Genomic DNA, 16736 nt, shown 5'->3' on the forward strand with positions numbered 1-16736 from the left:
CAACAACGTGTCGCGTGATAACCGCGTGATTGAAACATGATCCAATTATCCTCGAATTGGAGTTGAAAAATCCGCCTAAACGGCGGTTTTCCGCCATTTCGGCGGGGGAAGGGCCAACCTATCGCCTCACTTTGGCGTGGTCAACAGAAATTGGTTAACATCATGACGCATTTTTGCTGCCAAACTTTCCGAATATTGCGCGTCGATGATTTCCTTGGCTAACATTTGATGCCTGAACCAGGTTAATTGCCGCTTTGCATAGCGTCTGGTTTCGCGCTGTGATTTCTCTTTGGCGGTGGCCAGATCAATCTCCCCGGCAAGATAAGCTGCGATCTCGCGCACGCCGACAGCCTTCATAACCGGCGCTGTTTCAGGCAATTCGAGGGCAAGCAGGCCTTTGACCTCGTCAATCGCGCCATGTTCAATCATCAGATCAAAACGCCGGTTGCAGCGGTCATACAGAATGTCGCGCGGCGGCATGTAACAAAGTTTCTTGAATTTCATGTTCCCGGGCGGCGTGATCACCGGTTCCTTGTGCCAGCTTGCCAGTCCGCGCCCGGTATGGGCAAAAACCTCGGCGGCGCGAATCAGCCGCTGGGTATTGCTGCCATCAAGGTTGGCGGCGGTTTCAGGATCCTGCGCCTTGAGTTTGGCAAAGAATTCGGCGTGGCCAAGTTCTTCAAGCTCGTTTGTGACCTGATCGCGAATCCGTGCCGGAATATCGGGGATCGGCGCGATCCCCTCGGTCAGGGCATTCAGATACATGCCCGTGCCCCCGATGATGATCGGAAGTTTGCCATTGGCATGACAGTCGGCAATCTCGGCCATCGCCATTTCACGCCATTTACCGGCCGAGCAGGCTTCTCGTCCGGACAACACCCCATAAAGCCGATGCGGCGCACGCGCGATTTCACTGTCATCGGGGCGCGCAGAAAGCACGCGCAGTTCCTTATAGACCTGCATGCTATCAGCGTTGATCACCACCCCGTCAAAGGCCTCGGCCAGATCAAGGGCGAGTGCCGACTTCCCGCTGGCGGTCGGGCCAGCGACAATCAGGACGCGTGTAATATTTTTTGACGTTTGCATTTGTTTTAAGTTTACTGAAAAAGGTAAAAAAAACGGCGTTTTAGGCATGGTGAGCAAAAAAACAAAGAAATCCTCTGCAAAAAGATGGATTTCTATCTTCAATGCTTCGGTTTCGATTTCTTGGACTTTGGTGACTGCGATTGGTGCAGTCATGCTAATAGCGGTTTCATCGTTGATATCAAGTGCTCAATCTGAGCTGCAGACGATGTATGCTATGGAGACACTAAAATATACGTTTTTAGCATTGATATTGGCTCTCGGCGGTCATTTCTCGCTCTTGTCGGTCAAAAATTCAATCACTCAAGACTTGTTTAATATGAAGCACAGTGAGTGGTTCTGCAGGCTTAAGGACAAGAGACCTTGGCTTGAGTTTGTTGCCTTTTTCAATTTGCATTTGGTCGCTGCTTACGTTCTTTTCATCGGCTGGGTCCTCCAACTAACGATTATTGTTCTCGCGAGCTATTTTCTGGCAATCAACTTTCAGAGCATAAAGTCAGATTTCTTTTGCGACGCCGCATTACGACAAAAAATAAATAACAATTCTTATTTGGTTCCAGATGAATGCGCTGATTACGTTGGTCAACGGATCCCTATGGTAAGAGACTGATCGTCGGACTAATCGAGTTTCAAAGCCAGTTCCTTCTTGTCTTTAATGTCGGCAATTCGGATAAAGGCGGCAACGATGTTTTATGCCTTTCCCGCCAAGGAGCCTGTTGACCATGAAATTGGTTCTCACCCTGATTGCCGCCCCGAATTCGAATGCGCTGACCAAGGCCGTGATTGATACCGCGGCGATCGCGCTGACCGGGGCAGGGGCACTGGTCGGGGATGTAACCTGGCTTGCCGATGGCGAGGCTTGCGATATGACCTTTGATGGTATTCCGCTTGATGTTGCTGATACCGCCTTGGCCGAAGAGGATCTTGGGGTTGATGCCATCACCCAGAAAGTCGCAACCCGCCGCAAGAAGCTTCTGATTGCCGATATGGACAGCACGATTGTCACCGGTGAAACCCTTGATGAACTGGCCGAGTTTGCCGGGGTCAAGGACCGGGTGGCCGCCATCACCGCACGGGCCATGAATGGTGAACTTGATTTCGAAGCAGCCCTTGATGAACGTGTCGGTCTTCTTGAAGGCATGTCGACCGAGATGCTGAAAGAAGCCTGGAAAACGGTCGAATATACAGGCGGGGCAAGGCAACTGGTTGCGACCATGAAGACCAATGGCGGATTTGTTGCCTTGGTGTCTGGTGGGTTTGATTTCTTTACCGGTGCAGTCCGCGCCGAGCTTGGCTTTGATTACGATCAGGCCAATGTCCTGATTGAAAAGGATGGCAAGCTGACCGGTAAGGTTCAGAAACCGGTTTTGGATCGTCAGGCCAAGGTCGATGCGCTTGAAACCCTGTCCGCCCAGCAAGGCATCACGGTTGATGATGCGATTGCGGTTGGCGATGGTGCCAATGATCTTCAGATGATCTCGCTTGCCGGGACTGGCGTTGCCTTCCATGCCAAACCATCGGTTCAGGAACAGGCGCGCATTTGCATCAATCACGGTGATCTGACTGCACTTCTGTATTTGCAGGGCTACGCGAAGTCGGACTTCGTTTCGTGAGGTACGAACGGTTCAAACAAAAAGGGCGGCCTGATGATCGGGCCGCCCTTTTTTGATATCAACTTAAGCCCGATGGCTTATTCCTCGGTCGAGATCGTCAGGCCGAAGTAACGCGGGCCAGCCGATGTTTCAATCAACATCAGGATAGTGCGTTTGCCATCGTCAACGGCGGCCTTGACCGCATCGACGACGTCGTCGACCGAATCAACCGAGCTGTGCGACGCTTCGATGATGATGTCACCCGGGCGAACACCCTTTTCGGCGGCATAGCTGTCGCCGGAAACTTCGGTGATGATCACACCTTCGGTGCCTTCGGCAAGGTTGTGACGCTGGCGCAGGCTTTCATCGACATTGGCGATCTTGACGCCAAGTTCATCGATGCTGGCCTCGGCAACAACGGGTGCTTGTTCTTCCTCGGAGCTGTCTGCGCTTGTCGCGACGACTTCTTCCTCAAGTTCGCCAAGCTCAACCTGGACGGTCTGCTTTTCGCCATCGCGCCAGATTACAACATCGACCTCCTTGCCGATCTTGGTTTCTGCGACAATGCGCGGCAGACGACGCATCGACTCAACCGTTTTGCCATCAAAGGTCAGGATGACATCACCCTGTTTGATGCCGGCTTCCTGGGCCGGGCCATCTTCGGAAACGCCGGCAACCATGGCACCGGTTGCTTCATCGAGGCCAACCGAGTCCGCGATGTCTTCGGTCACGGTCTGGATGTGAACACCCAACCAGCCACGACGGGTACGGCCATATTCCTTAAGCTGTTCGACAACGCTTTGTGCGATGCCAGCCGGAATGGCAAAGCCGATACCGACCGAACCACCCGAGGGCGAATAGATCGCGCTGTTAATGCCGATCACGTCACCATCAAGGTTAAACAGCGGACCGCCAGAGTTACCACGGTTGATCGAGGCATCCGTCTGAATGAAGTCATCATACGGGCCCTGATTGATGTCGCGGTTACGTGCGGAAATAATCCCGGCGGTTACTGTGCCGCCAAGGCCGAACGGGTTACCGATTGCCATGGCCCAGTCACCGATACGTGCACTGTCAGAATCGCCCCATTTAACGAAGGGCAGATCTTCTTTCGGTTCGACCTTAAGCAGGGCGACGTCGGTTTTCGGGTCACGTCCGATCAGTTCGGCATCAAGAGTGTCGCCATCATGCAGGCGCACGGTGATTTCATCGGCACCGTCAATCACGTGGTTGTTGGTCACGATGTAACCATCAGCCGAGATGATGAAGCCCGAACCGAGCGCGGTCGCACGGCGGCGTTGCGGAGCCGGTCCGCCCTGGCCACCCTGACCGTTGCGGTCCATAAAATCACGGAAAAGGTCTTCAAATGGCGAGCCGGGAGGGAACTGGAAGTCCGGTCCCTGTCGTTCGGCCACCATCTGGCTTGTGGAAATGTTTACAACAGTCGGCAGAAGCTTTTCGGCCAAGTCTGCGAAACTCTCAGGAGCGGGGCGGGCATTCGCGATCTGCGAAACACTGGTCACGCCAAGGAGAACAATCACCAGTGCTGCGGTGACTTTCGTCCGCACCGGGTTGTATAATGCGTCTAGCATGTGTCTGATCCTGTTCGTTGCCGCGTTCACGGTATTTGTCATTCTCTTTGTGCAGCGCGCGGCGGGACTGTATTTCACCCGTCGCTTAAGTACTCAAATTAACCCCGACTTTGGCAGAAATTGGGCGGTACTTGGAAAAATCAAGGAATTGTGAGCACAAACTTGTGGCGCGTGGCCTTTGTCTGGCGGTTTCCCTGATCCTTGCGCCCGTTTGCTAAAGCCAGGTTCGTACTGCCCATATTCCGCCAATGGCAATGACAGCGGCGATCAATCCGCCAATGCGCAACTGCGATTCAGGAATTTCCTGAACAAGCTCCATCACCCTTTTCAGGCCGCCGGGAAACAGCGTGTAAAGCATACCTTCCAACGCGATGGCCAGAAGTATGGCTGTTGCAAGTTCCTTCATGATCAGGGACGTTCCGGCGTTTCTTTGTGATCTGTCGGACGGTCGCCCGACAAATCGAATTTATAAAAACAAAAAGGGCGACCAGCCCAATATGCAGGTCGCCCTTATGTTTTGTCTAGCGGCTTGTCGCTGGGCCAGACTTATTAAAGTACTGGAAAAACTCGCTGTCTGGTGAAAGCACCATGGTCGAGCCGTTATCAAGCGCAATTTTGTAGGCTTCGAGCGAACGATAGAATTCAAAGAATTCCGTGTCCTTGCCATACGCTTTACCCAGGATGACGTTCCGCTGCCCATCGCCTTCACCACGCAGGACTTCGGCCTGACGGTTGGCTTCGGCGATGATGCCGATACGTTCACGATCAGCTTCAGCCTGGATCTTCGCCTTGAGCTCTTCACCTTCTGCGCGAAGCTGTGCGGCTTCGGCAATACGCGAAGAACGCATACGGTTATACACCGCCTGCGAAGTTTCCTGCGGAAGGTCGGTACGACCGATACGAACGTCAATCAGTTCGACACCGAACTCTTCTGCCGGTTTGATCAGGGTCGACTGGATTTTCTCCATGATCTGCGCGCGGTTGTCCGAAAGAAGCGTCACAAGCGGGGCCTGTGCCAACTCACCACGGATGACCGAGTTCAGACGCTGACCAAACAGCTGCACAAAGTTGGCAGAGTTGGTTGCGCGCTGACGGAAGATCAACGGATCGATGATTTTCCAACGTGCAAAGCTGTCAACATTGACACGCTTCTGGTCAGACAGAAGAACCTGCTGAACCGGCGGATCAAGTTCCAGAATACGACGTTCGTAATATTCAACGTTCTGGATCGGCAGTTTGAAATGCAGACCCGGTTCGGAAACCGCATGGACCGGATTACCAAACTGAAGAACGAGTGCCTGCTGATCCTGACGTACGGTAAACACGCACATCGAACCAACGACAGCAGCAATAACCAGGACGACGCCAGCGGCAATAAGTTTAGGACTTGCCATTAGTTGTTGCCTCCTGCATTCGCACGTTTCTGAACTTCCGGAAGCGGAAGATACGGGACAACGCCGTTACCTGCACCGTTCTGTTCCATGATGATCTTGTCAGACTTGCTCAAGACCTCCTGCATGGTTTCCAGATACAGACGACGGGTCGTCACATCCTTGGCCGTCAGGAAGGAATCGTAGATGGAGATAAAGCGTTCTGCTTCACCCTCTGCTTCCTTGGTGACACGATCCTTGTATGCGCGGGCCTGAAGAACCTGACGTTCTGCTTCACCCTTTGCACGCGGGATGATGTCGTTACGATAGGCCAGTGCTTCGTTCTGGGAACGATCACGGTCCTGACGGGCACGCTGCACATCGTTAAAGGCATCGATAACGTCGCGCGGCGGGTCCACTTTCTGCATTTTCACTTCGGCAATGAAAATACCGGACTCATAACCGTCCATGATTTCCTGAAGCAGGGTACGGGTCTGTTCTTCAACCCGGACACGGCCAACAGTCAGTGCTTCTTCAAGGTCGGTTTTGCCGATGACCTCACGGATCGCACTTTCAGATGCCAGCTTGATGGTGTTTTCAGGATCACGCACGTTAAACAGGTAGGAACCTGCATCGCTGATACGCCATTGAACAACATAATCGATGTCGATGATGTTCTGGTCACCGGTCAGCATCAGGCTTTCTTCGGGCACATCACGCGAACCGTTGGATGTCACCGTGCCTGCACCGCGATAGCCAACCTCGATCTGGTTGGTTCGTTCGACGTTCGGCTTGATGACCTCGCCAATCGGGGCCGGAAGGAAGTAGTTCAGACCCGGACCCGTGGTGCCAACCCATTTGCCGAACAGAAGCGTTACACCCTGTTCGCCAGGCTGGACACGGTAGAAACCGGTCAAAAGCCACAACCCGATTACGGCGATACCGATCAGGACAAAGCCCTTGTATCCGCCACCACCGGGGAACAGCCGTTTAAGACGTTCCTGGCCTTTACGAATCATTTCATCAAAGTCGGGGGGCGTATTTCCGCCGCCGCCACCACCGGAAGGACGCTGTCCCCACGGGTTCTGGCCGCCACCTTTGTTTCCGCCGCCGCCCCAGGGGCCACCGCCCCCTTGATTATTCCAAGGCATCGAGTTTCTTCCTCTTCTTGCCGTTCGGTGTTTATCTTTGTTTACCGAGCTTGGGGTAAGCCCCCAATGCATGCTCCGTCCAACAAGATCAAATGCGCTGATAGACCCCGGACATGCCGGGAAAATCAGACTTTTTTCTCACCAGTTTTGTACCCAACCTGTGATACGCCGGTTGGTACTGCAACAGATTGTAGCCAAAAGCAAACTCACGAAATCTTGTTGGACGGAGCATGCCCTTAGGCCTTATATGACAGGTTGCCTTGCAAAACAATGATACGCGCCTGCAAGTTCTGTGTGACCACGGACTTAAGCCGAAATTTGGAGACCGCAATATGACTTCCCTCAACCGTGAACAGATTACTGCCGCGCTCGATAGCGTAATCGACCCAGTCGACGGCCAATCAATCACAGCCAAGGGCATGGTGCAAGGTATTGATATTCATAATGAAACTGTCAATGTTATGATCGCCGTCGATCCCGAACGCGGCCCCGCCCTCGAAGATTTGCGCCAAGCGGCAGAAAAAGCAGTGGCTGCTGTGAACGGGGTCACAACTGCCCGTGTGGCGCTTACGGCAGAGCGTCCCAAAGCCGCCGCTCAGCAAAGCACACAGCCGTCACAGCCATCACAGCCAAGCCGTCCCGCACAACCGGGCCAGCGCCCGCAGGGTGGTGGTCAGATGCCGCTGGAATTGCCGACCGTACGTAGCATCGTTACCGTGGCGTCCGGCAAGGGCGGGGTGGGTAAATCCACCACCTCGGTCAACCTTGCATTGTCGCTGGTGGCCAAGGGGCTCAAGGTCGGCCTGCTGGATGCCGATATCTATGGGCCAAGCCTGCCGCGCATGATGGGCCTTCGCGATGCCAAGCCGGTGCCGTCCAAAGAACATCAGGGTAAAATGATCCCGCCATCGGCCTTTGGCATGCGGATCATGTCGATCGGCTTCATGATCGAAGAAGAACAACCGGTCATCTGGCGTGGTCCGATGGCGATTGGCGCGCTGGAACAGCTTCTGCGCGATACCGACTGGGGTGATCTTGATGTGCTGGTGGTTGATATGCCACCGGGCACGGGCGACATTCAGCTTTCGATGGCGCAGCGCGTACCGGTGACCGGGGCGGTGATTGTCTCAACGCCGCAGGACATAGCCCTTCTGGATGCGCGCAAGGGCCTTAACATGTTCCGCAAGGTCAATGTGCCGGTGTTCGGTCTGATCGAAAACATGTCCTATTACAAATGTCCGGAATGCGGCCATGTCGATCACATCTTTGATCATGGCGGGGCGCACAAGGCGGCGGATGAACTGGGCGTGCCGTTCCTGGGTGAAATCCCGCTGGACCTAAAAATCCGCCTCGGCGCAGACGAAGGCAAACCGATTGTCCAGACAGAGCCCGAAGGCGAACATAGCAAGGCCTACGGCCTGATTGCCGATAAGATCGCCGCCGCCATCGAAGAGCGCGTTGGCCCGGCAGAAGCGCCGAAGAAAAAAGGTCTGTTCCCCAAGATCAGCTTTAAATAAATGTCCTCTTCGAAGGCAAAGAAAAACCCCGCCAGATTGCTCCGGCGGGGTTTTTTGTTTGTTTTGCCTGAGGCCTGATTAAACGGCTTCGGCCATGAAGGATGGCATCCAGCCTTCATTGAGTTCACGCAGTTCGGAAAGCGATACTTTGTCGCCGCCATCAATGACGACGGAATCACCGCCAGCCTGACCGATAATCACGGCTGCGACATTCGCACTTCCAGCAGCGTTCAGAACCTTGTCCGGATCGCGGGTTGCGATCACGTAGCGGCCCTGATCTTCGCCAAACAGCCATGCGACTTCGCTGCCTGCTTCTGGCAGATGCAGGTCTGCACCGATATTGCCCGCAAGGCACATCTCGGCAACGGTGACCAGCAGGCCGCCATCGGCGATATCGTGGCAAGTGCGCACCAGACCCAGTTCGATCAGTTCACGCACCAGCGTACCGGCACGCTTTTCCGCACCCAGATCGACCGGCGGCGGTGCGCCTTCTTCGCGACCTTCGATGGTCTTGAGATACAGCGACTGCCCCAGTTCACCGGTGGCCGCACCGATCATGATCAGCGCGCTGTCATCGCGTTTGATGCCAATCGTTGCATGGTGACCCAGATCAGAAATCAGGCCAACGCCGCCAATGGCCGGGGTCGGCATGATGCCAACGCCATTGGTTTCGTTGTAAAGCGACACGTTCCCCGACACGACCGGGAAGTCCAGCGCGATGCAGGCTTCGCCAATCCCCTGGCAGGCGCCAACGAACTGACCCATGATGCGCGGGCGTTCCGGATTGCCGAAATTCATGTTGTCGGTGATGGCAAGCGGCTTGGCGCCGGTTGCAACCAGGTTGCGGTATGCTTCGGCTACGGCCTGTTTGCCGCCTTCGACCGGATCGGCCATGACATAGCGCGGGGTACAGTCGGTGGTCGCGGCAAGGCCCTTGTTCGTGCCTTCGACGCGGACGACGCCAGCATCACCGCCCGGACGGACAATCGTGTTGCCACGGACCAGATGGTCATACTGTTCCCAGATCCAGCGACGCGACGCGAGGTCGGGCGATGCGATCAGGGTTTTCAGCGCGTCGATGTGGCTGACCTTGGCCGAAATGCTGTTGGGATCGATGCGATCCTGTTTCGGGGTCGGTTCCCACGGACGATCATACTCCGGCGATGCTTCGGCCAGCGGATCAATCGGCAGATCCCCGGCAACTTCACCATGCCATTTCAGAACCATGCGCTTGGTATCAGTCAGCGTACCGATAACGGCAAAGTCGAGTTCCCATTTGTCAAAGATCGTCTTGGCGGCATCTTCGCAACCGGGTTTCAGAACCATCAGCATGCGTTCCTGCGACTCTGAAAGCATCAGCTCATAGGGCGTCATGCCTTCTTCGCGCATCGGAACTTTATCAAGCCAAAGCTCAACACCAACGCCGCCCTTGGATGCCATTTCGAACGAGGACGAGGTCAGGCCAGCCGCCCCCATATCCTGAATGGCGACGATCATGTCGGTTGCCATCAGTTCAAGGCAGGCTTCCAGCAGAAGCTTTTCGGTGAACGGGTCACCTACCTGAACGGTAGGACGCTTTTCTTCGCTGTCATCATCAAACTCGGCCGACGCCATGGTCGCGCCATGAATGCCGTCACGACCGGTTTTCGAGCCGACATAAACCACCGGGTTCCCGATGCCAGCCGCGGCTGAATAGAAGATGTTATCGGTATCGGCCAGACCCACGGTCATCGCATTGACCAGGATGTTGCCGTTATACGACGCGTGGAAGTTGGTTTCACCGCCAATGGTCGGAACGCCCATGCAGTTGCCATAACCGCCGATGCCTTCGACCACACCGCTCAGAAGATGGCGGGTTTTCGGATGATCGGGCTCGCCAAAGCGAAGCGCATTGAGGTTCGCGACCGGACGTGCACCCATGGTGAACACGTCACGCATGATGCCGCCAACACCGGTTGCCGCCCCCTGATAGGGTTCGATAAAGGACGGGTGGTTGTGGCTTTCCATCTTGAAGACGGCGGCCTGACCATCACCGATGTCAATAACACCGGCGTTTTCGCCCGGACCCTGAATGACCCAGTCGGCCTTGGTCGGAAGGGTTTTTAGCCATTTTTTCGACGACTTGTAGGAGCAGTGCTCAGACCACATGACCGAGAAAATGCCAAGCTCGTTGATGTTGGGTTCGCGACCCATGATTTCGAGAACGAGTTTGTATTCTTCTTCGTTCAGGCCGTGTTCCTTGACCAGTTCCGGCGTGATCGGGGTGCTGTTGAAATCGTTGGAGCTCACGATGCTGCCTCCACCATGCTTTTGAACAGATTGCGGCCATCGGTGCCACCATGCAGCGGATCGATTGCGTTCTCGGGGTGGGGCATCATGCCAAGGACGTTGCCCGCCTCGTTGATGATGCCGGCAATGTTGCGCTGGGAACCATTGAGGTTGGTTGCCGGATCCACTTTGCCATCCACATCGCAGTAACGCAGAACAACGCGACCTTCGCCTTCAAGGCGGTCAAGCGTGTCGCTGTCGGCAAAATAGTTGCCGTCGTGATGGGCGACCGGATATTCGACAATCTCGCCGGCGCCATAAAGATTGGTAAAGCGCGTCTCGGCGTTTTCGACTTTCAGATGCGTGTTCTTGCAGATGAATTTCAGGCTGGCATTGCGCATCAGCGCACCGGGCAGAAGGCCTGCTTCGGTCAGGATCTGGAAGCCGTTGCACACGCCAATGGTGGTCACACCCTGTTTGGCACGTTCGGCAACCGCACGCATGATCGGCGACTTGGCCGCCATGGCGCCACAACGCAAATAGTCGCCATAGGAAAAGCCACCCGGGACCATGATGATGTCGGTCTTTGGCAGCTCGGTGTCGCCATGCCAGACCAGGGTGGGCTCGGTGCCGGTGGCCTGTTTGAGTGCTGCGATGGCGTCATTCTCCCGGTTGATGCCGGGAAACAGGATGACAGCGGATTTCATGAAATACCGTCTCTTGATTAGTGTCGGTTACTTAATCCCGATAGACAAAGGCCCTGCCGTGACAAGACCCCGCCCGCCACGGGCGATCAGGCCAGCTCGATGCTGTAATCTTCGATCACGGTATTGGCGAGAAGCTTCTCGCACATTTCCTTGACCTCGGCTTCGGCCTTGGCGGCATCGGTGCCATCCAGTTCGAGTTCGATGAATTTGCCCTGGCGGACGTCATTGACGCCATCAAAACCCAGGCCCTGAAGGGCGTGGTGAACGGCTTTGCCCTGCGGGTCGAGAACGCCGTTCTTCAGGGTGACATGAACACGTGCTTTCACGAGAAGCTCCTTTAAGTTCGCATGCGCGGGTCTCGCGCGGGGTTCTGTTTGCAAACAAAACGCTGTCGGACACAAACGGCCGACCAGCCATAAGAAAAGGCCGCGCGAGCGCGGCCTTGGGGTGTTATTTGGTTTCGTCTTTTTTAAGCTGCTCTATTTCGGCGGACTCAGGGAGGACACCAAGACGGCGTGCGACTTCCTGATAGGCCTCTTCGACACCGCCGAGATCGCGGCGGAAGCGGTCCTTGTCCATCTTTTCGTTGGTGATCGCATCCCAAAGACGGCAGTTATCCGGGCTGAATTCATCGGCCAGGACCAACTGCGGGAAGTCGCCTTCCCAGACGCGGCCGAACTCAAGCTTGAAATCAACCAGCTTCAGACCAATACCGCGCATCAGACCACACAGGTAGTCATTGACGCGAAGGGTCATGCCGACAATTTCCTCAAGCTCTTCAGCACCTGCCCAACCCAGAGCGAGGATATGTTCATCAGACACCAGCGGGTCGCCCAGCGCATCGTCCTTGTAATAGAACTCGACGATCGGGCGCGGTAGGCGTTCACCTTCTTCGAGGCCAAGACGTTTGGCCATCGAACCGGCAACGATATTGCGGACCACGACTTCGATCGGAACAATTTCGCATTTTTTGCAAAGCTGTTCGCGCATGTTCAGGCGGCGAATGAAGTGAGTCGGAATGCCGATTTCTGCCAGACGGGTCATGACGAATTCGGTGATCATGTTGTTCAGGACACCCTTGCCGGCAATGGTGCCGCGCTTCTGGGCGTTGAACGCCGTGGCGTCGTCCTTGAAATACTGAATGATCGTTCCGGGCTCTGTACCTTCGTAAAGAACCTTGGCTTTACCCTCGTAGATGGGCTGCTTTCTGGACATTGGCGGGATCTTTCACATCTAGGCCCGCCGTCCGACGCAGCAGGCACCCTGAAATTCGCGCCCTCCGTATAGCAGTGCTTGGCGAGAAACTCAATTGTCGCTTAAGCTCTATTTATGCAAACTTGATAATCGAAATTTGCAACCGTCAGCATCTGTATCGCAGAGCGGCCGAATTGCGGCGGTAACCTGTTGAACTGAAAAGGCGTTGATCGCCATCTGCTGTTAGACGTCGACCGGATGGAACGGTGTTTTGTCGGGCTGGCCTTCGGCAAACAGCCAGACCGGTCGCCTCGGCAGTTCATGTTCGCTTGTGGGAATCGCGGGAAGCCCGATCAGCGACGAACAGATGGTCTCAAATCCGATATTGCTGCGCACCAGCATGGCATCGGCACGGATGTCATGGTGATCGGGGTCCGGGGCCTCTGTCCCGGTATCAGCCAAAAGCGCCTGCCAGGCAAACCAGTCATCGGCTTCGGGGTGCGGAGCCGGGGCACTGACAAAGCGCGGCAGATTGCGTTTGGTTCGCGCACTGTTTTGCGTGTCATTAAGGTCATGGGCGGTCAGAATCGAAAGGCCTTCGGGGATTTCGGTAATTTCGATCTTGCCCGTGCCGCGGTTTGCCAGCCAATAGGCATCGCGGTTATCGGCGATCACCATGTTAAACGGGCGATAGGCATCGCCATCAAGTTCGGCAAGGGCCTGCGCGGCGTCAATCGCGTCGGCATGGTCAAGTGCCTCAAGCGGCAACTCGCCGCGTGATCGTTTGCCATCGGCAGGGCCCAGCGTGCCATAGCGGTTGAGAACGGCGGCAACCACGCCGTCCTCATTGACACCAAGCCAGGTTCCCCCGGCGGTTTCGTCCAAGCCTGCGATGACATCAGGGCGGTCTTCCCAGTGGCGCGCAGGCGCCTTCCAGGGACGGTTATTCATTTCATCGCGATTGGCGCCAATGATCACCGGCCAATCATGGTCGGGGCGGCGTAAAATAATGACTGTACACATGAGCCAGATCAAAGCGTGCTGAACCGCACTTTGTCAAATTCAAAAGTATAAGCCAAACAAGTGAAATCGGTGTCGTTTGTTGTCATATAAAATGCTATGACAGACAATGGCTTGACCGGTTTGGCTCCGATGACAATATGACCAGCTTACAGGAGGAATCGATAATGAGCAGCTTTAATGATCGTGAACGCGGGTTTGAAGCAAAGTACAGCTTTGATCTTGAACAGGATTTTCGCGTCGAAACCCATCTTTATAAAATGCTGATCCAGTGGGCTGGCGAACAGATGGGCATGTCCCCCGAAGAATGTCAGGATTACACGCGCAAGATCATTGGCGAGGTTGTTGCCAACCCGCGCGAAAACGGTGTTGTTGCCCTGTTGCTGGCCGATTTTGGACGCAAAAATATCGACGTCACAGCCTCTGCCTTGAATGTAAAGCTCGAAGAACTACGTCCGGTTGCGCGTGCAGAAGTACTGTCGTGATTGTGCGCTAGTGCATCTGCTTGGAAAACTTCTCGTTTGCTAATATGTGCAGCCTTACGTATCCTGAGCTCCCCAGACCGAAAAATTGAGTAGGTGCAACCTTTTGGTGTGGTATCCTTCGCAGGTAGGTGAAGGAGCCGATTAGGTAGATGAAAGGCGACAGCATTGCGTATCCTTTTGGCGGACGATCACGATCTTGTTCGTGAGGCAATCTCGCTACTGTTCCAACAGTATTTCGATGACTGTGAAGTGGCCGAAGCAGGGGCATTGGACCCCGCACTCGAGCTGATAGCAGCCAATAACACATTCGATCTGGTGCTGCTTGATCTGCGCATGCCGGGGATGAATGGACTTGAAGGTTTGAAGCGCACCTTGGAGAAGGTGGCAGATTCGACCTTTGTGGTTCTGCTTTCTGGCGCATATCGAAGTGAAGATGTCCGCAAGGCGCTTGAGGCCGGTGCGCATGGCTTTATTCCCAAGACCCTGCGTGGGCAGGCCTTGGCAAATGCAGTGCAACTGGTTCTGGCTGGCGACAAATACCTGCCATCGTCGATTCTGAACGACATGAATGACAACATGTCAGGCGGGGGTGATGGCGAAGGTCGCCTTGCCGGCGGCTTTGGCAGTGAGGGCGATTTTGGCCGTCTGACACCGCGTGAACGTGAAGTTCTCGCACTGCTGTCAGAAGGACGTCCGAACAAGGACATTGCCCGTCACCTTGATCTGCGCGAAATCACCGTGAAGTACCATCTGAAAAACATCTATCGCAAACTGAACGTCTCGAACCGTGCGCAAGCCGTAAAAATGGCTCTTGAAGATATGGCGCGGTCCGGAACTTTGTAGTAAGTTCAACAAAGGCAGCTCAGTTTGGCGCTCAAATCCCGGCTCGTGATTTCACGGGCCGTTTTTTGTTGGTTGAACCGGCTTTTCTCCCTCGTCATTGAAAACGAAACGAGGAAAAACATATGACCGTCACCATCGCACTTGTCGGCGATTATAACCCGAACGTTACCGCGCATCAGGCCATCCCGAAGGCCCTGGACTTGGCCGCCGAAAATCTTGGACTTACCGTCACATTTGACTGGGTCGCGACATCCGACATTGATTGCCCTGATGCCCAAGCCCTTGATGGCTATAACGGGATCTGGTGCGTGCCTGCCAGCCCGTATCAAAGCTTTGACGGTGCGCTTTCCGCAATTCGGCGTGCGCGTGAAAACCGGATTGCCTTCCTGGGAACCTGTGGCGGATATCAACATGCGATCCTGGAATATGCCCGTAATGTTCTTGGTCTTTCCGATGCGGCAAATGCGGAAATCGACCCGGATGCGGATTTGCCCCTGATCGCGCCGCTTAGCTGTGCGTTGATTGATCAGGATGGTGGGATCGACCTTGCGGAAAACAGTGTAATCCGCGATGTCTGTGGCACAGCGCATTTGACGGAAACCTATCGCTGCTCATTCGGGTTTAACCCGGAATATGCCCATGTGCTTGATGGCCGGGATCTTCAGATTGTGGCCTGGGATCAGGATCGTGATCCGCGTGCGATTGAGCTTCGCGGTCATCCGTTCTTTATTGGTACCGCGTTTCAGCCCGAACGTGCCGCACTTCGGGGTGAAGACCATCCATTGATCAACGCATTCGTCCGTGCAGCTGCGGGCTAACAAGCTTTTGAAGGTCCCCTGCAGACGTGATGTGTGCGGGGGCCTGATTTATCAGCTTTGCTGTGATGGCACATTTGTCATGTGGCGTTGCATCGGTGGGGTGCGTCCCGATTGCATCACGACAACCCCGGTCAGGATTGCCATCAGCGCAATCAGATCAAGCAACTGCACGCTTTCCCCTAAAATCAGTGAGCCGGTCAAAACGGCGATAATCGGCGGGATATAGGTCACGCTTGCCGCTTTGACCGCACCAAGATTTTCGACAACGAAGTAATAACACAAATACGCAAAGCCGGTGCCAAACAGACCAAGCCCAAAGAACAGACCAAGGGCGATCCAGCCATTGTCAAAGATCGCGCTGGCGCCGTTAAAGTCGGTGGTAACCAGCAATGTCAGCGCGGCAATACCCAATTGATAGGTGCAAAGTGCAAGGGGCGAAATGCCAAGCGGGCTTAAGAACCGGCGGGCATAGACAAAGGACAGACCAACGCATAAGGACCCAAGTCCGATATAACCAACCCCGGCCAAATCGCTTGCCGAAACGCTTGCGTCCCAGGGGCGCGCAATCATCGCAACCCCGATAAAGCCAACCCCCAATCCAACAAGCGAGCGACGATTAACAGGCTCATCGCGCAAAAAGGCCGCTGCGGTGATAAAGGAAATCATCGGAATGGCACCACTCAGCATCCCGGCAAGGCTGGATGGCAAAAGCTGAATGCCCTTGGCAAAGCTGGAATAATAAAGACTGCCCGCCAGAACCGACATCACGATAAAATGGTGGGTAAAGCGCAAATGCCGCCATTTAAGTTTTCGCCCGATCAGGGCTGCGGCAAAAACCGGCAGGAACCCCATAAACACGCGAACGGCGGCAATCTGGGTTGGGGTGATCAGCGTGCTGGCGCTTTTGTTAAACAGAAACGTCATGCCCCAGGCAAGGGCCAAAAACCCGAACACGATATAGGCTTTGTTTTTCATGGTGGCGGACCAGTTTGGAAAAATCATGGCCCATTTTCATAATTCCCGGTAGTTTTCACAAATCATACTATCTGGATTATGAAATAGAAAAAATGCATTATGGGATCATATCCGCCACTTA

At 54.8% G+C, this 16736-nt stretch carries 17 protein-coding genes; 6 read left to right on the plus strand and 11 right to left on the minus strand.

The genetic code is table 11. The features are described from left to right. Positions 1-126: 126 nt before the first annotated feature. Positions 127-1086: a tRNA (adenosine(37)-N6)-dimethylallyltransferase MiaA gene (gene miaA / locus B3Z49_RS12965; RefSeq protein ID WP_296991529.1), complete on the minus strand. Its 960-nt coding sequence runs from the start codon at positions 1084-1086 to the stop codon at positions 127-129. A 46-nt stretch (positions 1087-1132) separates the two neighbouring features. Between miaA and B3Z49_RS12970 the strand changes: the two genes are divergently transcribed. Together B3Z49_RS12970 and serB are read left to right on the plus strand one after the other, a co-directional pair. Further along, complete coding sequence (locus B3Z49_RS12970) at positions 1133-1693, plus strand: hypothetical protein (protein ID WP_296991531.1); 561 nt, start codon at positions 1133-1135, stop codon at positions 1691-1693. 112 nt (positions 1694-1805) lie between these two features. Further along, positions 1806-2696: a phosphoserine phosphatase SerB gene (gene serB, locus B3Z49_RS12975; RefSeq protein WP_296991534.1), complete on the plus strand. Its 891-nt coding sequence runs from the start codon at positions 1806-1808 to the stop codon at positions 2694-2696. A gap of 77 nt (positions 2697-2773) precedes the next feature. Here the strand turns inward: serB and B3Z49_RS12980 are convergent, their stop codons facing one another. The 4 genes from B3Z49_RS12980 to hflK form a co-directional block, all read right to left on the minus strand. Further along, complete coding sequence (locus B3Z49_RS12980) at positions 2774-4267, minus strand: DegQ family serine endoprotease (RefSeq protein ID WP_063088923.1); 1494 nt, start codon at positions 4265-4267, stop codon at positions 2774-2776. A gap of 214 nt (positions 4268-4481) precedes the next feature. Then, entirely contained in the window at positions 4482-4673 is a 192-nt protein-coding gene (locus tag B3Z49_RS12985) for a DUF2065 domain-containing protein (protein ID WP_062956136.1), read from the minus strand. Between the two features lie 115 nt (positions 4674-4788). Further along, positions 4789-5661 (minus strand): protease modulator HflC, encoded by an 873-nt coding sequence (gene hflC / locus B3Z49_RS12990; protein ID WP_008891736.1) that lies wholly within the window; start codon positions 5659-5661, stop codon positions 4789-4791. Next, positions 5661-6788, minus strand: coding sequence for an FtsH protease activity modulator HflK (gene hflK, locus B3Z49_RS12995; protein ID WP_008891735.1), 1128 nt, complete (start codon positions 6786-6788; stop codon positions 5661-5663). The genes hflC and hflK overlap by 1 nt, the downstream gene beginning before the upstream one ends. Before the next feature lie 332 nt (positions 6789-7120). On the opposite strand from hflK, the gene B3Z49_RS13000 reads away from it, so the two are divergent. Further along, on the plus strand, positions 7121-8305 hold the full coding sequence (locus B3Z49_RS13000) for an Mrp/NBP35 family ATP-binding protein (RefSeq protein WP_296991548.1): 1185 nt from the start codon (positions 7121-7123) through the stop codon (positions 8303-8305). Between the two features lie 78 nt (positions 8306-8383). On the opposite strand, the gene purL is transcribed toward B3Z49_RS13000, so the two are convergent. The 5 genes from purL to B3Z49_RS13025 all read right to left on the minus strand — a co-directional run bounded on the left by purL (position 8384) and on the right by B3Z49_RS13025 (position 13497). Next, on the minus strand, positions 8384-10594 hold the full coding sequence (purL, locus tag B3Z49_RS13005; protein WP_296991551.1) for a phosphoribosylformylglycinamidine synthase subunit PurL: 2211 nt from the start codon (positions 10592-10594) through the stop codon (positions 8384-8386). Beyond that, on the minus strand, positions 10591-11280 hold the full coding sequence (gene purQ, locus B3Z49_RS13010) for a phosphoribosylformylglycinamidine synthase subunit PurQ (protein WP_063088928.1): 690 nt from the start codon (positions 11278-11280) through the stop codon (positions 10591-10593). Before purQ ends, purL begins: the two co-directional genes overlap by 4 nt. 86 nt (positions 11281-11366) lie before the next feature. After that, the gene (purS, locus tag B3Z49_RS13015) at positions 11367-11606 is read right to left on the minus strand and encodes a phosphoribosylformylglycinamidine synthase subunit PurS (RefSeq protein ID WP_008891731.1); all 240 of its coding nucleotides are present in this window, start codon (positions 11604-11606) and stop codon (positions 11367-11369) included. Between the two features lie 124 nt (positions 11607-11730). Continuing rightward, positions 11731-12495, minus strand: coding sequence for a phosphoribosylaminoimidazolesuccinocarboxamide synthase (gene purC, locus B3Z49_RS13020; RefSeq protein ID WP_008891730.1), 765 nt, complete (start codon positions 12493-12495; stop codon positions 11731-11733). A gap of 222 nt (positions 12496-12717) precedes the next feature. Next, positions 12718-13497: an NRDE family protein gene (locus B3Z49_RS13025; protein WP_040824476.1), complete on the minus strand. Its 780-nt coding sequence runs from the start codon at positions 13495-13497 to the stop codon at positions 12718-12720. A 164-nt stretch (positions 13498-13661) separates the two neighbouring features. Between B3Z49_RS13025 and B3Z49_RS13030 the strand changes: the two genes are divergently transcribed. The 3 genes from B3Z49_RS13030 to B3Z49_RS13040 all read left to right on the plus strand — a co-directional run bounded on the left by B3Z49_RS13030 (position 13662) and on the right by B3Z49_RS13040 (position 15640). After that, positions 13662-13979, plus strand: a complete 318-nt coding sequence (locus B3Z49_RS13030) for a DUF1476 domain-containing protein (protein WP_008891728.1) — start codon at positions 13662-13664, stop codon at positions 13977-13979. 165 nt (positions 13980-14144) lie between these two features. Further along, the gene (locus B3Z49_RS13035; RefSeq protein WP_008891727.1) at positions 14145-14822 is read left to right on the plus strand and encodes a response regulator; all 678 of its coding nucleotides are present in this window, start codon (positions 14145-14147) and stop codon (positions 14820-14822) included. A gap of 122 nt (positions 14823-14944) precedes the next feature. Continuing rightward, entirely contained in the window at positions 14945-15640 is a 696-nt protein-coding gene (locus B3Z49_RS13040) for a CTP synthase C-terminal region-related (seleno)protein (protein WP_296991567.1), read from the plus strand. A 51-nt stretch (positions 15641-15691) separates the two neighbouring features. Here B3Z49_RS13040 and B3Z49_RS13045 read toward each other — a convergent pair whose 3' ends face one another. Continuing rightward, positions 15692-16642, minus strand: a complete 951-nt coding sequence (locus B3Z49_RS13045; RefSeq protein ID WP_296991569.1) for a DMT family transporter — start codon at positions 16640-16642, stop codon at positions 15692-15694. Positions 16643-16736 lie beyond the last annotated feature (94 nt).

The organism is Thalassospira sp. UBA1131, assembly GCF_002311515.1.
Taxonomy (GTDB): Bacteria; Pseudomonadota; Alphaproteobacteria; order Rhodospirillales; family Thalassospiraceae; genus Thalassospira.

Excerpts from the sequence above, each read along its gene's own strand:
- miaA (WP_296991529.1), bottom strand. The coding sequence starts at position 1,086 with ATGCAAACGTCAAAAAATATTACACGCGTCCTGATTGTCGCTGGCCCG.
- B3Z49_RS12970 (WP_296991531.1), top strand. The coding sequence starts at position 1,133 with ATGGTGAGCAAAAAAACAAAGAAATCCTCTGCAAAAAGATGGATTTCT.
- serB (WP_296991534.1), top strand. The coding sequence starts at position 1,806 with ATGAAATTGGTTCTCACCCTGATTGCCGCCCCGAATTCGAATGCGCTG.
- B3Z49_RS12980 (WP_063088923.1), bottom strand. The coding sequence starts at position 4,267 with ATGCTAGACGCATTATACAACCCGGTGCGGACGAAAGTCACCGCAGCA.
- B3Z49_RS12985 (WP_062956136.1), bottom strand. The coding sequence starts at position 4,673 with ATGAAGGAACTTGCAACAGCCATACTTCTGGCCATCGCGTTGGAAGGT.
- hflC (WP_008891736.1), bottom strand. The coding sequence starts at position 5,661 with ATGGCAAGTCCTAAACTTATTGCCGCTGGCGTCGTCCTGGTTATTGCT.
- hflK (WP_008891735.1), bottom strand. The coding sequence starts at position 6,788 with ATGCCTTGGAATAATCAAGGGGGCGGTGGCCCCTGGGGCGGCGGCGGA.
- B3Z49_RS13000 (WP_296991548.1), top strand. The coding sequence starts at position 7,121 with ATGACTTCCCTCAACCGTGAACAGATTACTGCCGCGCTCGATAGCGTA.
- purQ (WP_063088928.1), bottom strand. The coding sequence starts at position 11,280 with ATGAAATCCGCTGTCATCCTGTTTCCCGGCATCAACCGGGAGAATGAC.
- purC (WP_008891730.1), bottom strand. The coding sequence starts at position 12,495 with ATGTCCAGAAAGCAGCCCATCTACGAGGGTAAAGCCAAGGTTCTTTAC.
- B3Z49_RS13025 (WP_040824476.1), bottom strand. The coding sequence starts at position 13,497 with ATGTGTACAGTCATTATTTTACGCCGCCCCGACCATGATTGGCCGGTG.
- B3Z49_RS13030 (WP_008891728.1), top strand. The coding sequence starts at position 13,662 with ATGAGCAGCTTTAATGATCGTGAACGCGGGTTTGAAGCAAAGTACAGC.
- B3Z49_RS13040 (WP_296991567.1), top strand. The coding sequence starts at position 14,945 with ATGACCGTCACCATCGCACTTGTCGGCGATTATAACCCGAACGTTACC.
- B3Z49_RS13045 (WP_296991569.1), bottom strand. The coding sequence starts at position 16,642 with ATGATTTTTCCAAACTGGTCCGCCACCATGAAAAACAAAGCCTATATC.